We start from the raw sequence: 21,527 nt of genomic DNA, 5'->3' as shown, positions 1-21,527 counted from the left end.
GTTACACTGGCGACTCACGAAAGGACAGGGAGAGCGTCTCATGATTCGCGTACATCATCTGGAGAACTCGCGTTCCCAGCGCGTGCTGTGGCTGCTGGAGGAGCTGGGTGTCGAGTATGAGCTGGTCGTTTATCGGCGTGATCCCGAGACCATGCTGGCCCCGGCCTCGTTGAAAGAGGTGCATCCGCTGGGCAAGTCGCCGGTGATCACCGACGAAGCGCGGGGTGGGCGGGCCATCGCCGAGTCCGGGGCGATCATCGAATACCTGCTCGAGCATCTCGATGCCGACGGCCGGTTGGCGCCGCCCGTCGGCAGCGATGAGCGCGAGCGTTATCGCTTCTGGCTGCACCACGCCGAGGGGTCGGCGATGCCGCCGCTGGTGATGCGGCTAGTGTTCTCGCGCCTCGGCAAGCCGCCGGTGCCGGCCCTGGCGCGGCCGCTGGGGCGGCAGTTCGCCAAGGGCGTGGAGCAGAACTTCCTGGGGCCGCGCATCACCGAGCTGCGCGACTTCTGGGAGGCCGAGCTCGAGGGCGCGACCTGGTTCGCCGGAGAGGCCTTCTCGGCGGCGGACATCCAGATGAGCTTCCCGGTGCTGGCGCTCGAGGGGCGCGGCGGGCTCGAGTCGGCGCCCCGGCTGCAGGACTTCCTGGCCCGCTGCCGCGAGCGGCCGGGGTATCGAAAGGCGATCGAGCGCGGCGGGGAGTTTTCGCTGGGCTGATACCCCACCGGGTGAGGGGCGTAATAACTTTATACGCTTAAATAATTCTGATTGATGCGTTTGGCGTATATTGCAGTGGTGACGCCGACCCGGATAATGGGGCTCCTTAATCCCGATGAGAGAGGTCAGGTATATGTGGAAACCCCTTCTGACAGGCGCTGGATTGATGATGGCGGCTTCCTCGGCGCTGGCCGCCGACGTCTCGCCGCTGGTGGAGGCCGACTGGCTAAGCGATCGCCTCGACGATGACGATCTGGTGGTGCTCGACGTGCGCTCCGGCATCGACGGCGGCGGCGATCGTGGCACCTTCGAGGCGGCGCATATTCCTGGCAGCGTATACAGCAGCTACACCGATGACGGCTGGCGCGAGTCTCGCGACGGCGTGACCGGCCTGTTGCCGCCCGTTTCCAGCCTCGAGCGCCTGATCGGCGGCCTCGGCATCGACAATGACGACACCGTGGTCGTCGTGCCTGCCGGTACCGGTGCCACGGACTTCGGCAGCGCGGCCCGGGTCTACTGGACCTTCAAGGTGCTGGGGCACGAGGAGGTCGCGATCCTCGACGGTGGCTTCGCCGGCTGGCAGGCCCAGGGCATGGACGTGGCCAGCGGCGCGCCCGAGCGCGGCGAATTCGCCGACTTCGAGGGCGAGCTGCAGCCTGAGCTGATCGCGACGACCGAGGACGTGCAGGCCGCCCGCGAGGCGGGGCAGGCCCAGCTGGTCGACGCCCGCCCCGAGGACTATTTCCGCGGCGAGAACCAGTCGCCTGCGGCCAAGGTCCCGGGCACCATTCCCGGCGCGCTCAACCTGCCTCAGCAGACGCTGCTGGTCGAGCGTCAGCAGGCCTGGTATCTCGACCAGGAGGTGCTGCAGTCGCGCGCCGAGGCGGCGGGCATCGAGGCCGGCAAGCCGACGGTATCGTTCTGCAACACCGGGCACTGGGCGGCGACCGACTGGTTCGTGCTCAGCGAGGTGATGGGGCTAGACGACGTGGCCCTCTACGACGGCTCGATGGCCGAGTGGTCGCAGGATGACGGTCGCCCGGTCACGGTGGCCAAGCGCGGCCTCGGCAAGGTGCTCGAGTTCTTCGGCGTCGAGGACTGAGGCGCGATCGTGCCTCCCGAGGCCGTGTGTCCGGGAGGCTTTTATTGAGTAGAGCGAAGACACGATGACTCAAGCGAATACCATGGCCCCGGCGGCGATCCGACCGGGGCCCGATCGTTTTGTGGTGGGGCTGGCGCTGGCCGGCCTGGTGGTGCTGGGCGGGCTGGTGTGGCTCGAGACGGCACCGTTTCTGCTGGCGCTGTTCGCCATCGGCGCCGTGCTGGGCGTGGCCCTGTATCACGGTGCCTTCGGCTTCACCGCCGGCTGGCGCAATCTGGTGACCAAGAAGCGCGGCGCCGGGATGCGTGCCCAGCTGTTGCTGTTCGCCCTGGCCGCGCTGATCATGATCCCGATCCTGGGCAGCGGCCGCGACGACGTGATCGGCGCGGTGGCGCCGGTGGGGACCTCACTGGTGGTGGGCTCCTTCCTCTTCGGCATCGGCATGCAGCTGGGCGGGGGCTGTGGCTCCGGCACTCTGTTTACTGTCGGTGCCGGCAACCTGCGGATGATGGTGACGCTGCTGTTCTTCATCGTCGGTGCGGTACTCGGCTCCATCCATCTGCCCTGGTGGCTCGATCTGCCGGCGGTGGATCCGATCAGCCTGATCGACTGGGTCGGCGTGCCGGGAGCGATTGCCGTCCAGTGGCTGGGCCTCGGCGCCGTGACGCTGTGGGTCAACCGCATCGAGCGGCGGGCGCATGGCGACCTGGAGCGCACCGAGCTGCGCCTGCGGCCGATCGAGGGCAGCATGGCGAAGGCCCTTTTCACCGGCCGCTGGCCGTTCCTGTGGGCGATCATCGTGCTGGCCGTCGGCAACGCGCTGACGCTGGTGATCGGCGGCTCGCCCTGGGGCATCACCTTCGCCTTCAACCTGTGGGGCGCCAAGGCGTTGCAGGGGCTCGGGGTGGACATGGGGCAGTTCGAGTTCTGGAACTGGGCCTATCCCGCCCAGGCGCTGGCCGACTCGGTGCTGGTCAACATCCCCTCGGTGATGAACTTCGGGCTGCTGCTGGGCGCGATGCTGGCCGCGGGCATGGCCCGCCGCTTCAACGAGGCCAGCCGGCAGACGCCTCGGGGGCGGCCCTTCCTGGCGGCGGTGGTGGGTGGCCTGCTGCTGGGCTATGGCGCGCGGCTGGGGTTCGGCTGCAACATCGGCGCGCTGTTCTCCGGCCTGGCCTCGGCCAGCGTGCACGCCTGGGTCTGGTTCGCCTGCGCCTTCGCCGGCTCGCTGATCGGCGTTCGCCTGCGGCCCTGGTTCCGCCTGCCCAACTGATCGAAGGAAGACGCCATGACCGCTGCTTACCAACGTCACCGCATCGTCGGCATCCTGCTGGCCATCCTGGTGCTGATCCTGGTCGATCACCTGAATAGCCCCACCTTCGCCTTCAACATGGGGGATGGGCGGGCTCAGTCTGCGCTGGTGCAGCGTGACGCCAGTGCCTGTGCGCCGTGCGGGGCGCCGTGTCCGTCGACGCGAGATTAGGCAAGACCGTCGACGAGCCCCGGCTCCCAGGAGGAACAACGCCGCGGCCGAGCCGCGGCGTTGTCGTGTCAGGGCGGTAACAGGGTGGCTTTCAGCCATTGCGCACCGCGCCCCAGCCATTCATGCAGGGCGCGGGTGCTCTGATGCAGGTGATAGGCGCTGGGGCGCCAGGCCAGGGGGCCATCGGGAGGAGGGCTGGCGAACTCGGTGGGGGCCGGCGTGACGGCAAGGCCCGCGCGCTCGAACTCGGCCGTGGCGCGCGGGAGGTGCCAGGCCTGAGACACCAGCGCTACATGGTCGATGCCTTCGGCGGTGAGCATCTCGGCGCTTCGCCGCGCGTTGTCCGCCGTATTGGCGCTGCCGCCTTCCCGCCAGCGGACCGGGACGTCGAACACCTCACGCAGGGCGGCGGCCATTAGGCTGGCCTCGGCGCTGTGTTCGTCATGGACCCGGCCGCCGCTGACCAGGATCGGCAGGTCGCTCTGACGATGCAGCCAGGCGCCGTAGGCCAGGCGTCGCCAGCTGGCGTTGGCGGGGGCATCGCCCCAGCCGAATTCGGGGGCGTCATGGTCACGGCCGCCGCCGAGAATCACGATGGCGCTTGCTCGTTCCCCCTGGGCGCCATCCATGAGGGCGCCGGCGGCGAGCGGCGGGGGTTCCAGCCCCTGGCGCAGGGCATGACTGGCCGTCGGGGTGGCGAGCACGACCAGGCTGCCCAGGCCCAGCGCGACCATCGCCCCGCCGATCACCTGCAGGCGCATCCATAGCAGGCCCCCGATCAGGATCAGCCAGGCGTTGAGCAGCGGGGGCAACAGCAGCGATTGGAGCAGGGCCATCCAGCGTCTCCCTGGCCGGTCATGTCCGGCGCGTTGGGCGGTGGGTGAAGAGCGCCTACAGGTCCACCTTGTCCGGGAATTCGCACAGATCCTCGATCACGCAGCTGCCGCAGCGCGGTTTGCGCGCCACGCAGGTGTAGCGACCGTGCAGGATCAGCCAGTGGTGGGCGTCCTGGCGGAATTCCCTGGGCACGTGGCGAAGCAGCTTCTGCTCCACCTCGACCACGTCCTTGCCCTTGGCGATGCCGGTGCGGTTGGAGACCCGGAAGATATGGGTGTCCACGGCGATGGTCGGCTCACCGAAGGCGGTGTTGAGGATGACGTTGGCGGTCTTGCGGCCGACGCCGGGCAGCGCCTCGAGCGCCTTGCGGGTGCGCGGGACCTCGCCACCGTGCCGATCCATCAGGATGCGGCAGGTCTTCATCAGGTTCTCGGCCTTGGTGTTGTACAGGCCGATGGTCTTGATGTGTTCCTTCAGGCCGTCCAGCCCCAGCTCGAGGATGGCGGCCGGGGTGTTGGCCACCGGAAACAGTCGGTCGGTGGCCTTGTTGACGCCCACGTCGGTGGCCTGGGCCGACATCAGCACCGCGGCGAGCAGCTCGAAGGGCGTCGACCAGTTCAGCTCGGTGGTGGGTTCGGGATTGTGCTCGCGCAGGCGAGTGAAGATCTGGTGGCGTTTCTGGGCGTTCATGGGATGGCCGCTTGGGATCAGTGGGAGGCGGGCGCGAGGGCGGCTCGCGCCTCAGCGAGCATGTGCTCGGCGCGCTCGATCTGCTCGTGGGCGGCGGCGATGGCCTCGTCGTCGCGCTGGCGTTCGGCATGAGCCAGCTGCTGGCGGGCGCGACGCCTGGCCTGTTCGGCGGCATTGACGGCGAAGCGACGCTGACGCTCGGCCTGCCGGGCGCGCTTGTCCGCATCGTCGTTCGATGCCTGGGGGCCGTCGGCCCCCGCGAGCTGGCGATCGATGTCGGCCAGGCGCTCGCGAAGCTCCGCATCGCGACGCTCGAGCTCGTCGCGCTTGTCGGGCGCGAGATCGCTCGCCTGGCGCTGGCGATCCAGTCGCTTGAGGCTGGCGACCAGGCTGACCCGACTGGCGCGCAGGGCACTGGACGACGCCGCCGGCGCCTGGGGCGACGTCGCCGTGGGCGCCTGTGGCTGGGCCTGATGGGGCGACCGGGACGGCGCGGCCTGCCTGGCGCTGCGCTGGCGACGACGCTCACGCCGGGCGTCTTCCTCGCGGACGAGACGCGCGTTGCGCGCCTCGAAGCGGCGACGGCCGCGCTCGGCGCGTCGGGCCAGGTAGGCGTCCTGCTCGGCCTCGCTGTCGGCTGCCTGCCAGTCCGGATGCGGCAGCAGGTCGATGCAGTCGACCGGGCAGGGGGCCACGCAGAGTTCGCAGCCGGTGCACTCGGCCTCGATCACCGTGTGCATGTGCTTGGCGGCGCCGAGGATGGCGTCCACCGGGCAGGCCTGGATGCACTTGGTGCAGCCGATGCACTCGGCCTCGCGAATCCGCGCCACCAGCGGCGACTGGGCGGGCTGCTCCAGCGGCACCTCGGCGCGGCCGGTCAGTTCGGCCAGCCGCACCACGGTGGCCTGGCCGCCGGGCGGACAGCGGTTGATCGCCTCGCCTTCCGCGATGGCCTCGGCGTAGGGACGGCAGCCGTCGTGGCCGCACTTGCCGCACTGGGTCTGCGGCAAGGCGGCGTCGACGGCCTCGATCAGGGCGGGCTGCGTCATGCCCGGATCAGCTCACGCGCTGGCCGGGCTGGGCGCCGGAGTGAGGCTCCAGCAGGTAGATGCCGTCGTCGTCGCCGGCGGCCAGTACCATGCCTTCGGAGACGCCGAAGCGCATCTTGCGCGGCGCGAGGTTGGCGACCATCACCGTCAGGTGGCCCTCCAGGGCCTCCGGGGCGTAGGCCTTGCGGATGCCGGCGAAGACGTTGCGGGTCTCGCCGCCCAGGTCCAGGGTCAGCTGCAGCAGCTTGTCGGCGCCTTCGACGTATTCCGCCTTGGCGATGCGCGCGATGCGCAGGTCGACCTTGGCGAAGTCGCCGAAGTCGATCGTCTCGGCGATGGGGTTGTCGGCCAGCGGACCCTTGGGGGTTTCCTTGAGCTTCTGTTCTTCCACCAGATCCTCCTTGGACGCTTCGATCATGGCGTCGATGCGGTCACGTTCGACCCGGGTCATCAGCGGCTTGAACTTGGCGATCTCATGATCGACCAGCAGTTCCTGTCGGCTGTCCCAGTCCAGGGCATCGAGCTTCAGGAAGGCGCGGGCGCCTTCGGCCATCTCGGGCAGCACCGGGGCCAGGTAGACCATCAGCTGGCGGAACAGGTTGATGCCCACCGAGCAGATATCGAGCACTTCCTGCTCGCGGCCTTCCTGCTTGGCCAGCACCCAGGGCTCGGCCTCGGCGATGTAGGTATTGGCCTCGTCGGCGAGTTCCATCACCTTGCGCATGGCGCGGCCGAACTCGCGGGCCTCGAAGGACTCGGCGATCTCGTCGCCGGCGGCGACGAAGCGGGCGACGCGCTGGGGCTCGGCGCAGTGGGCCGAGAGCTTGCCGCCGCCGAGCTTCTTGACGAAACCGGCGCAGCGGCTGGCGATGTTGACGACCTTGCCGACCAGGTCCGAGTTCACGCGCTGGGCGAAGTCCTCGAGGTTGAGGTCCAGGTCATCGACGCCGGCGGTCAGCTTGGCGGCGAAGTAGTAGCGCAGGTACTCGGGGTTCAGGTGCTCGGCATAGGTCGCGGCCTTGATGAAGGTGCCGCGCGACTTGGACATCTTGGCGCCATTGACGGTGACGAAGCCGTGGCAGTTCACCGCGGTCGGCGTGCGCATGCCGGCGCCGTGCAGCATGGCCGGCCAGAACAGGGCGTGGAAGTAGACGATGTCCTTGCCGATGAAGTGATAGACCTCGGCGTCGGAGTCCTCGCGCCAGTAGGCATCGAAGTCGAGGCCCTCGCGCTCGCAGAGGTTCTTGAAGCTGGCCAGGTAGCCGATCGGGGCATCCAGCCAGACATAGAAGTACTTGCCCGGGGCATCGGGGATCTCGAAGCCGAAGTAGGGGGCATCGCGGGAGATGTCCCACTCGTTGAAGCCTGACTCGAACCACTCCATCAGCTTGTTGCGGATCTGCGGTTGGACGTGGTCGTCGTTGATCCAGCCCTGCAGGAAGGCCGCGAAGTCGGGCAGCTTGAAGAAGTAGTGCGTGGAGCTGCGGACTTCCGGGGTGGCGCCGGAGATCGCCGAGACCGGGTCGATCAGCTCGGCCGGGGTGTAGGTGGCACCGCAGGCCTCGCAGTTGTCGCCGTACTGATCCTCGGCCTTGCACTTCGGGCAGGTGCCCTTGATGAAGCGGTCGGCCAGGAACAGGCCCTTTTCCGGATCGTACATCTGCTCGATGTCGCGGGTGGCGATGTGGCCCTGGTCGCGCAGGCGAGTGTAGATCAGCTCGCTGAAGTGGCGATTTTCCTCGGAGTGGGTCGAGTGATAGTTGTCGAACGCGACCCCGAAGCGCGAGAAGTCGGTCTGATGCTCCTGGCTGACGCGATCGATCAGCGCCTGGGAGGTGATGCCCTCCTGCTCGGCGCGCAGCATGATGGCGGTACCGTGGGCATCGTCGGCGCAGACGTAGTGGCAGTCATGGCCGCGACTCTTCTGGAAGCGCACCCAGATGTCGGTCTGGATGTATTCCAGCAGGTGGCCCAGGTGGATGGCGCCGTTGGCGTAGGGCAGGGCGCTGGTGACCAGGATCTTGCGCGGGGCGGTGTTCGACATGGTGGCTCAGAGGTTCCCGTAGACGTGGAGCACGGCGGCCGACTCGACGCCTGGGCGAAGTCGAGGCCGTCATGCGGATATCCGTGAAATCAGGCTCCGGATTGTAGCATTTTCCTCGCTGGCTGCATCCGCCCGGGCCCTTCCCGGCTCGGGCCCGGGCCGTGCCTCGGGCGGTCGGCGAATGGGGCGTCGCCGCCCCGCGCGGCGTGCGCGACGAACGCGAGCGGGGCGGTCAGTGAGGCCCCTTGGCCCGGCTCGCGAGCCAAGGCGGGATGCGTTCGGCGGGCATGGGGTGGGCGATGGCGTAGCCCTGGGCCTGTGAGGCGCCCAGTGCGAGCAGCCGCTGGCAGTGTGCGGGCGACTCGGCGCCTTCGGCGATCACGTCGAGCCCGAGCCGTGCGCCGATCTGGATGATGCCCTGGACCAGGGCGGCGTCGCGCTCGTCCTCCAGGATGGCACCGACGAAGCGCTTGTCGATCTTGAGGGTGTCGATGGGCAGCTCGCGCAGATGAGCGAGCGACGAGTAGCCGGTGCCGAAGTCGTCCAGGGCGATGCGCAGGCCCGAGTGGCGGCAATGCTGGAGCGTATGGGTGATGGCATCGATATCCGCCACCGCGGCGCTTTCCTGGAACTCGACCTCCAGCAGGCGCCGGTCCAGCCCGGGGTAGCGCGCCAGGGCCGCCGTCAGCCGATCGCAGAACTCGGGCAGGGCCAGGTCGTTGGCGCTGGCATTGAAGCTGATGCGCAGGGCGAGCCCCTGGTGCTGCCAGTCCGCGAGCTGATGCAGGACCCGTTCGATCACCCATTCGCCGAGGGGCGCCTCGAGACGACTGCCGAGCAGTTGGGGCAGGAACTCATCGGGGGCCAGGAGGCCATGCTCGGGATGCTCCCAGCGAATCAGGGCCTCGAGGCCACAGACCTCACCGCTGTGCAGATCGACCCTGGGCTGATAGTGAAGCCGAAACTCGTCGTCGCGTAAGGCCTGCTCGAGGCGATCCAGGCGTCGACGGCCGGGTAACGAATCCTCGCGCTCTTCGGGGTCGAACAGGGCATAGCGGTTCTTGCCACCGCGCTTGGCGCAATACATGGCCTGATCGGCGTGACGCAGCAGGATGCCCGCCTCCGCATTGTCCTGTGGGAACAGGGTGATGCCGATGCTGGTGGAGATGCGTACCAGTGCGTCGTCCAGGGGGATGGGCCTGGCGATGAGGTAGCGGACTCGCTCGACGATCCGCAGGCACTCCTCGCGGTCTTCCAGGTCGGTCAGCAGCAGGGCGAACTCGTCGCCGCCCAGCCGGGCGAGCACATCGCCGGCGCGAATGGCCTCGCGAAGCCGCTGGCTGATCGTGATCAGCACCTGATCGCCAGCCGCATGGCCCAGCCGGTCATTGATCGGCTTGAAACCGTCCAGATCGAGGAAGCACACCGCCAGCAGCGTGTCGTCACGACGGGCCCGTGGCAGCGCGTCCGTGAGGTGCTCGGCGAAGTGGCGGCGATTGGGCAGCTCGGTCAGCACGTCGTGTCGTGCCAGGTGATGCAGTTCGTCCTGGTGGCGCTTGAGGTGGGTGATGTCGGAGAAGGTGGCGACGTAGTGGAGTGCCCGGCCCTGGTCGTCGCGTACCACCGAGGCAGAGAGCATCAGCGGGTAGGCCTCGCCGTTGCGCCGGTAGCCGAGGATCTCGCCCTTCCAGCAGCCTTCCGTGTCCAGGTGGCGGCAGATCGCCTCGTAGGTTTCCGGGTTGTGCTGAGCGGTGCCCAGCATGGCGGGGGTCAGGCCCAGCACGTCTTGCCTGGCATAGCCGGTGATGCGCGTGAAGGCGGCGTTGGTGTCGCAGATGCGCCGTTCGGCATCGGTGATCATGATGGCGTCGGAGCTTGAGGCGAAGACGCTGGCGGCGAGACGCCGCTGGTTCTCCGCCTGGCGCTGTTCGGTGATGTCGTGGCCGATGCAGATCATGCCGCCGCATGGCAGGGCGACGTTGGCCCACAGGGTGGTGAGCCGTTGTCCTTCACGGGTCGTCGGTGTCCACTCCTGAAACTGCGAGCCGTCACTGGACGACAGGCCGGCCACGACCGCCTGGTATTCCGCCGGATCGGGATAGAACAGTGCCAGGGGGTCGGGGTGTTTCATTACCTCATCGGCCGTCCAGCCGAAGACCCGTTCGCACTGATGGTTCCAGAGGATACAGTGCCCCTGTTCATCGAACCCGTCGATCATGATCGGGGCATGACCGAACAGTCGCTCGACCAGTGCCAGTATGTCGTCTCGCCATTCGTCCGGCCCCGCGGATGCCTCGAGCGCTTCGAGGCTATCGGCAAGGCGAGCGAGCGGGTGACGTCTGGACGGCGGATTGGAACCCATATCCATATCAGGCAACCCACGGAGTGAAGTGTCCTCACTATAGTGGGACACCGCGGGGGCTGCCTGAGTCTCGGGTAGGAGATTGCTCCATCGACGACTAGGAAAATAGGGCTAACGCCCGCGGAAACCGGGGCCTCAGGCGTCGGGACGGTCCTGATAGACGCCGAAGTGATGCAGGCCGCGGTCGGCGAGGTGAAGCGCCTGCATGCGGCTCATCACGCCCTGGTCGCAGTACAGCAGATAGTGCCGGCCCGCATCGAGCTCGGGGGCCCGGTCCTGCAGCTCGTAGAAGGGAATCTCGATCAGCGGCACCCGAGCGACGGCCTCGGGCAGCGCCAGGGGCGCGGCCTCGCGCTCGTCGGCGCGGCGAATGTCGATGATGCAGGGCGTGTCGAGCGAGGCGAGCTCCTCGGGCGTCTGCACCATCGCGACCTCGGCCGGCGCCGTTTCGCGTTCCAGCACCTCATCGATGCGCTTGATGATGGCGGCCTCGATGGCGTCGTCCAGTACCCGGTCATCGAATGCGCGCTCGGCGGCCAGCACGTCGTCCAGCGGTGCTTTGTTATGCGGGCGCCGCGAGATCACGCCGCAGTATTCGGGCATCGATTCGGCGATGCGGGCGGTGTCTATCTGCCGGGCCCGGTCGATGATGTCCTGCTTGTCGTCGGTGAGTACCGGGCGCAGGATCGGGCGTTCGCTGACGTCGTCGATCACCGCCAGGTTGGCCAGGGTCTGGCTGGAGACCTGGGCGATGGCCTCGCCGGTGACCAGCGCCGGGATGCGCAGCCGCTGGGCCATGCGATTGGCGGCGCGGATCATCAGGCGCTTGAGTACCACCCCCATCAGGCCATCCGGGATGGTGCGCAGGATCTCGCCCACCACGCCGTCGAAGGGCACCGAGATGAACTTCACCTTGTGGGAGACGCCATAGCGCTCCCACAGGTGGTGGCTGACCTCGCGCACGCCGGCCTCGTGGGCCGGACCGCCCAGATTGAAGAACAGGAAGTGGGTCTTCACGCCGCGGCGGATCATCTTCCAGGCCGCCACCGGCGAATCGAAGCCGCCGGACATCAGCGCCAGGGCCTGGCCCTGTACGCCCAGGGGATAGCCGCCGAGCCCCTTCCAGCGGGCGCGGATCACCTGCAGGCGCTGGTCGGCGAGCTCCACCGGCACGACCACCTCGGGATGCTTGAGGTCGACGCGGGCATTGGGGGTGGCTTCCAGCAGGCGACCGCCGAGATAACGCTCCATGTCCGCCGAGGTGAAATCGTGTTCCCCGCGCCGCTTGGCCTGGACCCGGAAGCTGCGACCGGCGATCAGCGGGCCCCACAGTGGCACGATATGGTCGGCGGCCTGCTCCAGCGAGTCGAACCGGCGTTCTTCGGTGGCCAGCACCTGCTGGATGCCGGGGATGCGGGTCAGGCTGTCCTCGAGGGCGGACGTGGTGTCTGCGTCGAGACCCTCCGGCAGGCGCACGCGGATGGCGTCCCACTGGTCCTTGACCCGCACGCGCTCATCCAGGCGGCGCAGGGTATTGCGGATATTGGCCGTCAGGCAGCGCGTCATCTGCTGACGGACCGAACGGGACTTGATGGTGATCTCGGGGTGAAGCTTGAGGAGATAGAGCATGCGAGGCGGCGTTGAAGCGGGGCGTGGCAAAAGGGCGCGCATTGTACCAGCGAGCGGGAGCGCGCGCAGGTCGAGGGAGGCGGTGCAGCGAATGGCCGCCCCCGACCGGGGGCGGGTAGAGGCTCAGTAGAGGGCCTGTTCCTCCCGCACCACTTCCTTGAGCAGTTCCAGGAACAGGCGGTCGGCCTCGGAGTGTTCCTTGGGATCTTCCGGGATGTGCACGCTGGTGGTGTCGGAAATCTCGTTGGCGATCTGGGCCATGACCTGGGTCTGGTCGCCCTCGCCGAGACGTTCCCGGGCGATCGTCAGCGACTGCTCCAGGATCTTGGGGTCCTGCAGCAGCTTCTTGATGAAGCTGCGTAGCTCATTGATGACACGAGTCTTCTGGATCTCCGATGACGACATGCCGATTCTCCTTGGGCGGGCCGTGTGACTGATGGCGCTGACGATAGCACGTTTGGGCTTGCCAGCGAGAGCGGCCGGTACACCGACTCCTTGTAAGTCATGGATTACATGGCGGTTGGCAAAATTCATACAGAAACACCATGGCGACCTACTAGCGCATCACGGTTTTTTGGTTACTATATGTTACAGAGATTGTGGTAATACGTTCATCGCAGTGGCTGATCTTTTCGCCTGATTGCCCTGCAGCCGAAGAAAGGATCAAGATCGCCATGGCCGGCGACCGCCTGATCAGGTAGGACATCAGTCGGCACAATAACGAACAGTAGCCGCGCGTTATCGATGCCGGCTCAGCAAGGGGTGGGAACTGTCATGAAACGCACTAGTGTCGGATTGTCTTCGCGCGTCGCGCGAGCCCGCATCGTCCGCGGCCTTGCCGTGGGGGCAGGCCTCGCCCTGCTGCCCATCGCCTCGGCCGTCGCCCAGTCCTTGCCGGCAGGGCTAATGTCGCCGGGTTCCAGTGATCTGCAGCGCGTCGTGCAGCAGGCGATCAGCACCAATCCCGAGGTGCGGGCGGCCTGGCGTGAGTTGCAGGCGTCGGGCCAGGATCGTCGTGCCGCCTGGGGGAATTACCTGCCCAGCGTGGATATCAATGCCGGAGTGGGGCAGGAGGATCGCGAGCACGATGGTCGTGGCAGCTACGATACCGACTACGCCGAGGTGGCCCTGACCCAGATGATCTATGACGGCTTCGCCACCAGCAGCGAGGTGGAGCGTCTCGATCGCGCCGAGCTGGTGCGCTACTACGAGCTGCTGGGGGCCAGCGAGGAAGTCTCCCTCGAGGCGGTGCGGGCCTATCTGGACGTGCAGCGCTACCGGGCACTGGTCCGCCTGGCTCAGGAAAATTACGCCAAGCACCTGGAGGTCTTCAATCAGATCGAGGAGCGCACGCTCTCCGGGGCGGGGCGTGGGGTCGATCTCGAGCAGATCAGCGGACGCCTGGCGCTGGCCGAATCCAACCTGATGACCGAGGCCTCCAACCTGCATGACGTGACGGCTCGCTTCCAGCGTATCGTCGGCGGCCTGCCGGCGGCCTCGCTGGCGCCGGCGCCGGACTTCGCCGGTCGACTGCCCGCAGACGTGGCATCGGCGCTGGATCTGGCCTTCCAGGGCAATCCGGAGTTTCATGCCGCGATCGAGAACATCGCGGCCTCTCGGGCGGCAAGGAGCGGCGAGCGCGCCGCCTTCCATCCGACGCTCGACCTGGTCGCCCGCAGCGGCACCTACAAGGACAGTGACAGCGGCTCCCTCGACGACGTCGACGAGCGACAGGACCGCAGCAGCATCGAACTGGTGGCGAGCATGAACCTGTACCGCGGTGGCAGCGACCTGGCCAGTTTCCGTGCCGCCAGCGAGCGGGTCGAGCAGGCCATCAACCTGCGCGAGAAGGCCTGCGTCGACGTGCGCCAGACCACCCAGATCGCCTACAACGACACCCAGCGGCTGCGCGAGCAGCTCGAGTATCTCAATCAGCATCGGCTCTCTACCGACCGCGTGCGTGGCGCCTACCAGCAGCAGTTCGACATCGGCCAGCGCAGCCTGCTGGACGTGCTGGATACCGAGAACGAATACTTCGAGGCCAGCCGCGCCTATACCAATGCCCGCTATGACGTCGACCTGGCCGATGCCCGCACCCTGGCTGCCATGGGGCAGCTGATGCAGACCCTGGAGGTGCGTCGCGACGACATGCCGACCCTGGCCGAGCTCGGCAGCGATGGGGTCTCCCTCGATCCCGAGACCATCTGTCCGACGTCGGGGCCCACCGGCTTCACCCTGGCCGACTTCACCGGCGGCATCACGGCGCCGCCGACCCGCGCGCCGGACGTCACGCTCTCGGCGGACGCCCTGTTCGAGATCAACAGCGCCGAACTGAGCATGGCATCGCGCGATGAGCTGCGTCGGCTCGCCGAGCAGATCCGCGGCCGCAACGACCTGGTGCGTGTCTACATCGCCGGTCATGCCGATGCCACTGGCAATGACGCCATCAACGACCCGCTGTCTCGGCGTCGTGCCCGGAGCGTCGGTGATTATCTGGTCACGCAGGGCGTGGATGCCTCGCTGATCCAGACCGAGGGCTTCGGCTCACGCCGGCCGGTGGCGTCCAACGACACCGTGGATGGCCGTCGGCAGAACCGCCGCGTGGAGGTCACCCTGGAGCGTGCCGGCGAGAATCTCGACATGGCCGCCTATCGGCCTTAGAGCATGAGGTGGGTGTCGGTCGGGCCCGGCTCGACCGACGTCGCTCTATCGTTTCGACGCAGGGGTGAGAATTGACACAACGTGAAGCGCTCGATGATGGCAGCGGGGCCAGGTCTGCCGTTCGGGACGAGCTGCTCGAATGCCTGCAGAACATTGCGCTGGCCCACGAACACGACGTCAGTGCCGATGCCTTGACGGCGGGCCTGCCGCTGCATGAAGGGCGCCTGACGCCGGGCGTCTTTCCGCGTGCCGCCGCTCGTGCCGGGCTGTCGGCGCGGATCGTCCGTTCGCGTCTGGTGCAACTCAATCCCGCGCTGTTTCCCGCCGTGCTGCTGCTCGAGCCGGGACGCGCCTGCGTGCTGCTGGCGCTGGATCTCAAGGCGCGCCGTGCCCGGGTGATCTTCCCTGAGCTCGGCGAGGCGGCAACCGAGGTTGACCTGGACGGCCTGCAGGCCAGCTACAGTGGCCAGGCCATCTATGTCAGGCCCCGCTTTCGCTTCGATGCACGCGGCCCCGAGGTCGAGCGCAAGCGCGACCGACACTGGTTCTGGGGCGTCATCCGCGATAACCGCCGGCTCTATCGCGATGTGATCGCCGGGTCGGTGGTGATCAACCTCTTCGCCCTGGCCATGCCGCTGTTCGTGCTTAACATCTATGATCGCGTGGTGCCCAATCACGCCACCGAGTCGCTGTGGGTGCTGGCGATCGGCGTCTTCGTGGTGCTGTGCTTCGATCTGGCGCTTCGGCTGATGCGCGGCGCCTTCGTGGACCTGGCCGCGAGCCGGGCCGACGTCAAGCTCTCGTCGTCGCTGATGTCGCAGGTGCTCGGTCTCAAGATGGCCGCGCGGCCGTCTTCCACCGGTTCCTTCGCGGCCATGCTGCAGTCCTTCGAATCGGTGCGCGCCTTCATCGGTTCGGCCACGGTGGTCGGGCTGGTCGATCTACCGTTCGTGCTGCTGTTCGCCGCCATCATCGCCCTGATCGGTCCGCCCCTGGTGATTCCGGTGCTGGTGGGCATCGTCTTCGTGCTGCTTTATGCGCTGGCGGCGCAGGGCAAGCTGCACGAGCTGTCCGAGACCACCTGGCGGGCCAGCGCGCAGCGCAATGCCACGCTGGTCGAGTCGATCTCGCAGCTCGAGACCCTGAAGGCGCTGCGCGGGGAGAGCCGGGCGCAGGGCATCTGGGAGCGGGCCTCCGCCTTTCTCTCGCGGACTACCGCCCAGCTGCGCCTGATCAGCTCCTCGGTGAGCAGCGTGGCGCTGTGGACGCAGCACAGCGTGGCGGTGGCGGTCGTCATCACGGGGGTCTATCTGATCATCGCTGGCGAGCTGACCCAGGGCGGGTTGATCGCTGCCTACCTGCTGTCATCGCGGGCCATGGCGCCGATCAGCCAGGCCGCCGCGCTGCTGGCCCAGTATCATCAGGCCTCCACGGCCCTGCGCTCGCTGGATGGGGTGATGGCGCTGCCGGTGGAGCGCCACGAGGATCGACCGTACATCGATCGCCCCGTGGTGAAAGGCGAGCTGCGCTTCGACAAGGTCGGCTTCCGCTACCCCGACGAGCAGCGAGATGCGCTGCGGGAGGTCTCGCTGAACCTCGAGGCCGGCGAGAAGGTCGGCGTGCTCGGGCGAGTGGGTTGCGGCAAGACCACGCTGCACAAGCTGCTGCTGGGGCTCTACGAACCAGATGCCGGCGCGGTACGGCTGGATGGCGTTGACGTGCGTCAGTACGACCCCGTCCAGCTGCGTCGTCATTTCGGCTATGTGCCCCAGGACGTCACGCTCTTTCATGGCTCGCTGCGCGAAAACATCCTGGCCGGCGCCGGCAGCGATGGTGTCGACGACGAGTCGCTGCTGCGGGTGATTCATCTCAGTGGCCTCTCCGGGCTGGTCGACGGCCACCCTGATGGCATCGATCTCGACGTGGGCGAGCGCGGCCAGCGCCTGTCCGGCGGGCAACGTCAGCAGGTGGCCATCGCCCGGGCGCTGGTGCACGACCCTCGCGTCCTGCTGCTCGACGAGCCCACCAGCGCCATGGATCACTCCTCCGAAGAGGCGCTCAAGGCAAGATTGAAGGAAGTGGGAGCGGGCAAGACGATGCTGATCGTGACTCACCGCACGTCCTTGTTGTCACTGGTGGACCGCATCGTGGTCATCGATGCCGGCAAGGTGGTGGCCGACGGTCCCAGGGACAAGGTGATCGAGGCCCTGCGCAAGGGTCAGATCGGGAGGGCCGGCGCATGACGGAAGACGCCCGTACCTCCGAGCAGCGTGGCTTCGAGGCCGTCGGCCGCTTTTCCGAGACCGGCGGCAAGCCGTTTCGTCCCTTCGTCGACCGGCTGTTCTCGCGGCGGGTCACGTCCGCGCACCTGGATCGCGACTGGGCCAGCGATGCCGACTGGGCCAGGCTCCAGCAGGAGCCGCTGCGCGCTCGCCTGATGCTTTATACCGTGGTGCTGGCCGTGGTGGCCCTGATCGTGTGGGCGGCCTTCGCGCCGCTGGATGAGGTGACCCGAGGCGCCGGGCGGGTGATTCCCTCCAGCCAGCTGCAGAAGGTCCAGTCCTTCGATGGCGGCGTCGTCCAGGAGATCCTGGTCGAAGAGGGCGAATCGGTATCCCAGGGGCAGCTGCTGATGCGCATCGATCCGACGCGTTTCGTGGCCAACTTCCGCGAGAACCGCGCCAAGGCCGAATCGCTCGAGGCGCGAGTGGAACGCCTGCGCGCCTTGGTCACCGATGAGCCCTTCACGCCATCGCGGGAACTGCTCGAGGAGGCGCCTGACATCGTCGCCCAGGAGCGTGAGCAGTACCGCAACAACCTCGAGGCGCTGGAAGAACAGAAGAGCATCCTCGAGGAGCAACTGTCCCAGCGGCGTGCGGAGCTGGATGAAGCCCGGTCTCGGCGCGACACGGCCGCACGGGAGCTGGGCATGGCCGGGCGCGAACTGAACCTGACCCGACCGCTGCTGGAGTCCGGAGCGGTCTCCGAGGTCGAGGTGCTCCGGCTTCAGCGTGAGGTCACGCGCGCCCGGGGGCAACGCGACCAGGCCGCGGCTCAGGTCGAGCGCCTGGAGTCCTCCATCGAGGAAGCTCAGTCGAAGCTGCGCGAGGTCACGCTCGAGAAGCGCAACGAGTGGCGCGGGGAGTTGTCCCGGACCATGGCGGAGCTGGCGGCGTTGGATGAATCCAGTGCCGGCCTGCAGGATCGCGTGAGGCTGGCGGAGATTCGCTCGCCGGTGGATGGCATCGTCCAGCGCCTGACCCTCAATACCCTCGGTGGCGTGGTGCAGCCGGGACAGGAAGTGGTCGAGATCGTGCCCACCGCGGATGCCCTGCTGGTCGAGGCGCGTATCGCGCCGCAGGATATCGCCTTCCTGAGGCCCGGGCAGCCGGCCACCATCAAGCTGACGGCCTACGACTTCGCCATCTATGGGGGGCTCGAGGCCGAGCTGGTCCACATCAGCCCCGATACCATCACCGATGACGAGGGTGATACCTTCTATCTGGTGCGGGTCCGTACCCTGGAAGGCGGCAGCGAGCACCAGGAACTGGACGTGATACCGGGGATGACCGCGCAGGTGGACATCCTGACCGGCAAGCGCACGGTGATGCAGTATCTGCTCAAGCCGGTGTTGAGAGGCTGGCAGAACGCGCTGGGAGAACGTTGATGAAGCAGATCTTCGTATGTCGTGAGAGCGCCCTGATGCCGCGCTGGCGCGAGGCCTTTCCTGATGCGCGCTGTGTCGACGAGTCCTTCGCCCTGGAGATGGCATCGGCCGAGGTCCAGGCCTGGGTGGTCATACAGGGAGACACCTGGCCGGTGCTGGTGCGGCAGCTGGCGCAGCAGGGGGCGCAGCAGGGGGCGATCGTCAGTGTGTTGAGCTATGCGCCGGACTCGCGCGAGGCGACCCAGGCCCTCGAGGCCGGTGCGCGGGGCTATGCTCATGCGCTGTCCCCTCCCGAGCTGCTGAGCCAGATGGCCCTGGTCACGGCCCATCAGGGCATCTGGGTGGGGCCCGAGCTCATGGCCCAGGTGGTGGGAGGAGCCTATCGCGCGCTCGGCGGGGAAGAGAGGCTACGCGAAGAGATGCTCGACCGCCTGACCCAGCGTGAGCGTGCCGTGGCGGTGGCCGTGGCGGAGGGCAACAGCAACAAGGCGGTGGCCCGTCTGCTGGGGATCACCGAGCGCACCGTCAAGGCGCATCTCGGTGCCGTGTTCCGCAAGCTCGAGGTGCGCGACCGCATGCAGCTCGTGCTCAAGCTGTCCCATCAGGAACAGAGCGTGACTTGAGCCCTGCCCTGGCGGGTGTTCAGTCCTGCCTCGTTACTTTCTGTTACCTGTCCTTCGGTCCAATACCGGGGGCCTGCCCCCTGACCTAGTGTGATGTCATTAGCCACCGGCGTATTCGCGGCAAATGCCGGTTGATGTGACTCCTCAGGGGAAATGAATGATGACCATCGCCACCGTGGTATCCATTACCGGCCAGGCCTGGGCGCGCGACGCCGACGGCAACCTCCGTGAGCTCAGCGTCGGCGACGCGCTTCAGGAAGGAGAGACCCTGGTCACGTCCGATGGTGGGCGAGCCGTGCTGGATTTCGGCGATGGTCTCGAGCCGGCCGTCATCGCCGGTAGTGAAGAGGTCGTGATGACGCCGGACCTTGCGCCGGATCAGGCGACGGCCAGCGAGGAGGCCAGCGCCCAGGATGGGGATATCGCCGCGTTGCTGGCGGCCATCGACGAGGGCGAGGGTGATCTGCTCGAAGGGCTCGATGCCACTGCGGCCGGCGGTGCCGGTGGTGCGGGCGGCGGCGACAGCGGTCACGGCTTCGTGCGTCTGCTGCGCATCAGCGAAAACGTCAGCCCGCTGGCCTTCAACTACGGCGCCAATTCACTCGAGGGGCCGAACCAGGTCGAGTTCGACCCGGCCCTCGTCGCCGAGGAGGACGACTCGCCGACGGTCGATACCCAGGATCTCAACGGCGATGGCGATGTGGTCTGGGAGTCTGCACTGTCTGATGGCAGCGGTGGCGGCAGCCTGACGGCCAGCGGCGCCTTCCAGATCGATACCGGCGTGGATGCACTCGACCTGATCGAAGTGCAGGATGCCAGTGGCGTCTGGATCCCGATCTCTGCCAATGGCACGAACGTGCAGGGTGCCTACGGCACGCTGACGGTGAATACCGACGGCAGTTGGACGTACACGCTGGACGACAACACCCTGGACCATGACGGCGTCGATCAGACCGGCGCGGCCGACCAGGTGCAGGATGCCTTCGCGGTACGAGTCACTGACGACGACGGTGACGTCTCGCCGGAAGCGACCCTGACCATCGACGTCAATGACGACGGCCCGGTGGCCGTCGACGATACCGTGACCGACGAGGTGCCCGAGGATGGCAGCGTCGACATCGATGTCTTCGCCAATGACACCGCCGGGGCCGACGGTGTGGATCTGCAGAGCGGCGTCGGCGTAGCCTCGCAACCCGGCAAGGGCACGGTAACGTACAACGGCGATGGCACCTTCACCTATCAGGCCAATCCCGGCGCCGAAGGCGCCGACAGCTTCACCTACACCATCACCGACGCCGATGGCGATACCGACACGGCGACGGTGAACCTGACCATCGCCGAGGATTCCACCCCCCAGGTCGTGACGCTCGGCATTCGTGCCGAAGGCAACATGGTTTGGGAATCAGCGCTGCCCGATGGCAGTGGTGGCGGCACCACGACGATCAGCGGTACGCCGGAGATCGATACCGGTAACGACCAGCTGGCGCTGATCGAGGTCAAGGACGTCAATGGCGAATGGATCGCGATCGAGGAGGATGGCACCGAGGTGCAGGGCACCTACGGCATCGTGACCGTCGACACCGACGGCAGCTGGCAGTATGTGCTGAGCGATAACACCCTGGACCATGATGTCAGCAATGCCGTCGGCACCAACGATCAGGTGCAGGAACAGTTCGATGTACGCTTCACCGACGACGATGGTGACGTCTCCGATCCCGCGACGCTGACCATTGACGTCAATGACGATGGGCCGGTGGCCAACGCCGACACCAACAGCGCCGACGAGGGTGAGCAGGACGTCAGCGGCAACGTGCTGACCGACGGCACCGCCGACGTGTTCGGCGCCGACGGGGCGGATGCCGGCGGTGGCGTGGTCGGCGTGGCGCTGGGCGACATCGGCAGTGCACTCGACGATCCCGCGACGCTGGGTGACGTGGGGAKTCAGGGCTACTCCCTGGAAGGCACCTACGGCTACCTGACGCTGAACGCCGATGGCAGCTACGACTACGACGCCAAGGCCAACATCACCATCCCCGTTGGGGCGCAGGACGTGTTCACCTACACCATCAAGGACGGTGACGGTGACCTGGCCTACAGCACGCTGACCATCGACGTGGCCGACAGCGGCCTGAGTGCGCCGAACGATAGCGACGTCACGGTGGACGAGGCCGCGCTGGATACTACCCAGGACGACAATGACCTGGCACCGAGCCAGGTGACCGGGAGTCTGCCGGGCAGCACGGCCGAGACCGGCAGCGACAGCGTCACCGCCACCGGCGGGGTGGGCACGCTGACCTACAGCCTGGTGAGCGATGCTGTCGGCAGCTACGGCCAGATCCAGCTCAATGACGACGGCACCTACACCTATACGTTGACCACGCCGTACACCAGTGCGGATGGCGAGGCGCCGAGCACGGAAGTCGGCAAGGAGAGCTTCACCTACCAGGTGGAAGACGCCAACGGCAACATCGAGACCGGCACCATCACCATCGACATCGTGGACGATGTGCCGACGGCCAACGCCGACACCAACAGCGCCGACGAGGGTGAGCAGGACGTCAGCGGCAACGTGCTGACCGACGGCACCGCCGACGTGTTCGGCGCCGACGGGGCGGATGCCGGCGGTGGCGTGGTCGGCGTGGCGCTGGGCGACATCGGCAGT

Annotated in this window: 17 protein-coding genes; 10 read left to right on the top strand and 7 right to left on the bottom strand. The window is 67.3% G+C overall.

Annotated elements, in window-relative coordinates; translation table 11 throughout:
• Positions 1–40: 40 nt before the first annotated feature.
• The 4 genes from UYS_RS0211050 to UYS_RS0211035 all read left to right on the top strand — a co-directional run bounded on the left by UYS_RS0211050 (position 41) and on the right by UYS_RS0211035 (position 3,303).
• Positions 41–718 (top strand): glutathione S-transferase family protein, encoded by a 678-nt coding sequence (locus tag UYS_RS0211050; RefSeq protein ID WP_016855572.1) that lies wholly within the window; start codon positions 41–43, stop codon positions 716–718.
• Between the two features lie 166 nt (positions 719–884).
• Positions 885–1,820 (top strand): sulfurtransferase, encoded by a 936-nt coding sequence (locus UYS_RS0211045; protein ID WP_237738457.1) that lies wholly within the window; start codon positions 885–887, stop codon positions 1,818–1,820.
• A gap of 64 nt (positions 1,821–1,884) precedes the next feature.
• On the top strand, positions 1,885–3,093 hold the full coding sequence (locus UYS_RS0211040) for a YeeE/YedE family protein (protein WP_051008829.1): 1,209 nt from the start codon (positions 1,885–1,887) through the stop codon (positions 3,091–3,093).
• Between the two features lie 15 nt (positions 3,094–3,108).
• The gene (locus UYS_RS0211035) at positions 3,109–3,303 is read left to right on the top strand and encodes a hypothetical protein (RefSeq protein ID WP_016855569.1); all 195 of its coding nucleotides are present in this window, start codon (positions 3,109–3,111) and stop codon (positions 3,301–3,303) included.
• 68 nt (positions 3,304–3,371) lie between these two features.
• Here the strand turns inward: UYS_RS0211035 and UYS_RS0211030 are convergent, their stop codons facing one another.
• The 5 genes from UYS_RS0211030 to UYS_RS17325 all read right to left on the bottom strand — a co-directional run bounded on the left by UYS_RS0211030 (position 3,372) and on the right by UYS_RS17325 (position 10,141).
• A complete protein-coding gene (locus UYS_RS0211030) occupies positions 3,372–4,139 on the bottom strand; it encodes a YdcF family protein (RefSeq protein ID WP_016855568.1) in 768 nt (255 codons plus the stop codon).
• 55 nt (positions 4,140–4,194) lie between these two features.
• Positions 4,195–4,830, bottom strand: a complete 636-nt coding sequence (nth, locus tag UYS_RS0211025) for an endonuclease III (RefSeq protein WP_016855567.1) — start codon at positions 4,828–4,830, stop codon at positions 4,195–4,197.
• Between the two features lie 17 nt (positions 4,831–4,847).
• Positions 4,848–5,879: an RnfABCDGE type electron transport complex subunit B gene (locus UYS_RS0211020; RefSeq protein ID WP_016855566.1), complete on the bottom strand. Its 1,032-nt coding sequence runs from the start codon at positions 5,877–5,879 to the stop codon at positions 4,848–4,850.
• 7 nt (positions 5,880–5,886) lie between these two features.
• Positions 5,887–7,923: a methionine--tRNA ligase gene (gene metG / locus UYS_RS0211015; protein ID WP_016855565.1), complete on the bottom strand. Its 2,037-nt coding sequence runs from the start codon at positions 7,921–7,923 to the stop codon at positions 5,887–5,889.
• 232 nt (positions 7,924–8,155) lie between these two features.
• The gene (locus tag UYS_RS17325; protein WP_237738460.1) at positions 8,156–10,141 is read right to left on the bottom strand and encodes a sensor domain-containing protein; all 1,986 of its coding nucleotides are present in this window, start codon (positions 10,139–10,141) and stop codon (positions 8,156–8,158) included.
• Between UYS_RS17325 and UYS_RS18865 the strand changes: the two genes are divergently transcribed.
• On the top strand, positions 10,046–10,312 hold the full coding sequence (locus UYS_RS18865; RefSeq protein WP_237738462.1) for a hypothetical protein: 267 nt from the start codon (positions 10,046–10,048) through the stop codon (positions 10,310–10,312). The two genes, UYS_RS17325 and UYS_RS18865, sit on opposite strands and share 96 nt — an antisense overlap.
• Positions 10,313–10,420: 108 nt before the next feature.
• Here UYS_RS18865 and thiI read toward each other — a convergent pair whose 3' ends face one another.
• Both thiI and UYS_RS0211000 read right to left on the bottom strand, forming a co-directional pair.
• Positions 10,421–11,914: a tRNA uracil 4-sulfurtransferase ThiI gene (gene thiI, locus UYS_RS0211005; RefSeq protein ID WP_016855563.1), complete on the bottom strand. Its 1,494-nt coding sequence runs from the start codon at positions 11,912–11,914 to the stop codon at positions 10,421–10,423.
• A 123-nt stretch (positions 11,915–12,037) separates the two neighbouring features.
• Positions 12,038–12,319 carry a hypothetical protein gene (locus UYS_RS0211000; protein ID WP_016855562.1) on the bottom strand — a complete coding sequence of 94 codons (282 nt, stop codon included), beginning with the start codon at positions 12,317–12,319 and terminating at the stop codon, positions 12,038–12,040.
• A gap of 369 nt (positions 12,320–12,688) precedes the next feature.
• Here UYS_RS0211000 and UYS_RS17320 point away from each other — a divergent pair, with 369 nt between their 5' ends.
• The 5 genes from UYS_RS17320 to UYS_RS17315 all read left to right on the top strand — a co-directional run.
• Entirely contained in the window at positions 12,689–14,575 is a 1,887-nt protein-coding gene (locus UYS_RS17320; protein ID WP_156821607.1) for a TolC family outer membrane protein, read from the top strand.
• A gap of 71 nt (positions 14,576–14,646) precedes the next feature.
• Positions 14,647–16,818 carry a type I secretion system permease/ATPase gene (locus tag UYS_RS0210990; RefSeq protein WP_026068498.1) on the top strand — a complete coding sequence of 724 codons (2,172 nt, stop codon included), beginning with the start codon at positions 14,647–14,649 and terminating at the stop codon, positions 16,816–16,818.
• Positions 16,815–18,242, top strand: a complete 1,428-nt coding sequence (locus UYS_RS0210985) for an HlyD family type I secretion periplasmic adaptor subunit (protein WP_016855558.1) — start codon at positions 16,815–16,817, stop codon at positions 18,240–18,242. Before UYS_RS0210990 ends, UYS_RS0210985 begins: the two co-directional genes overlap by 4 nt.
• Positions 18,242–18,865 (top strand): response regulator transcription factor, encoded by a 624-nt coding sequence (locus UYS_RS0210980; protein ID WP_016855557.1) that lies wholly within the window; start codon positions 18,242–18,244, stop codon positions 18,863–18,865. Before UYS_RS0210985 ends, UYS_RS0210980 begins: the two co-directional genes overlap by 1 nt.
• Before the next feature lie 157 nt (positions 18,866–19,022).
• On the top strand, positions 19,023–21,527 hold a 2,505-nt coding region (locus tag UYS_RS17315), incomplete at its 3' end, for a retention module-containing protein (RefSeq protein WP_156821606.1).

The sequence above is a fragment of the Halomonas smyrnensis AAD6 genome (assembly GCF_000265245.1).
Taxonomy (GTDB): domain Bacteria; phylum Pseudomonadota; class Gammaproteobacteria; order Pseudomonadales; family Halomonadaceae; genus Halomonas; species Halomonas smyrnensis.
This window is presented reverse-complemented; position numbering and strand designations above follow the sequence as displayed.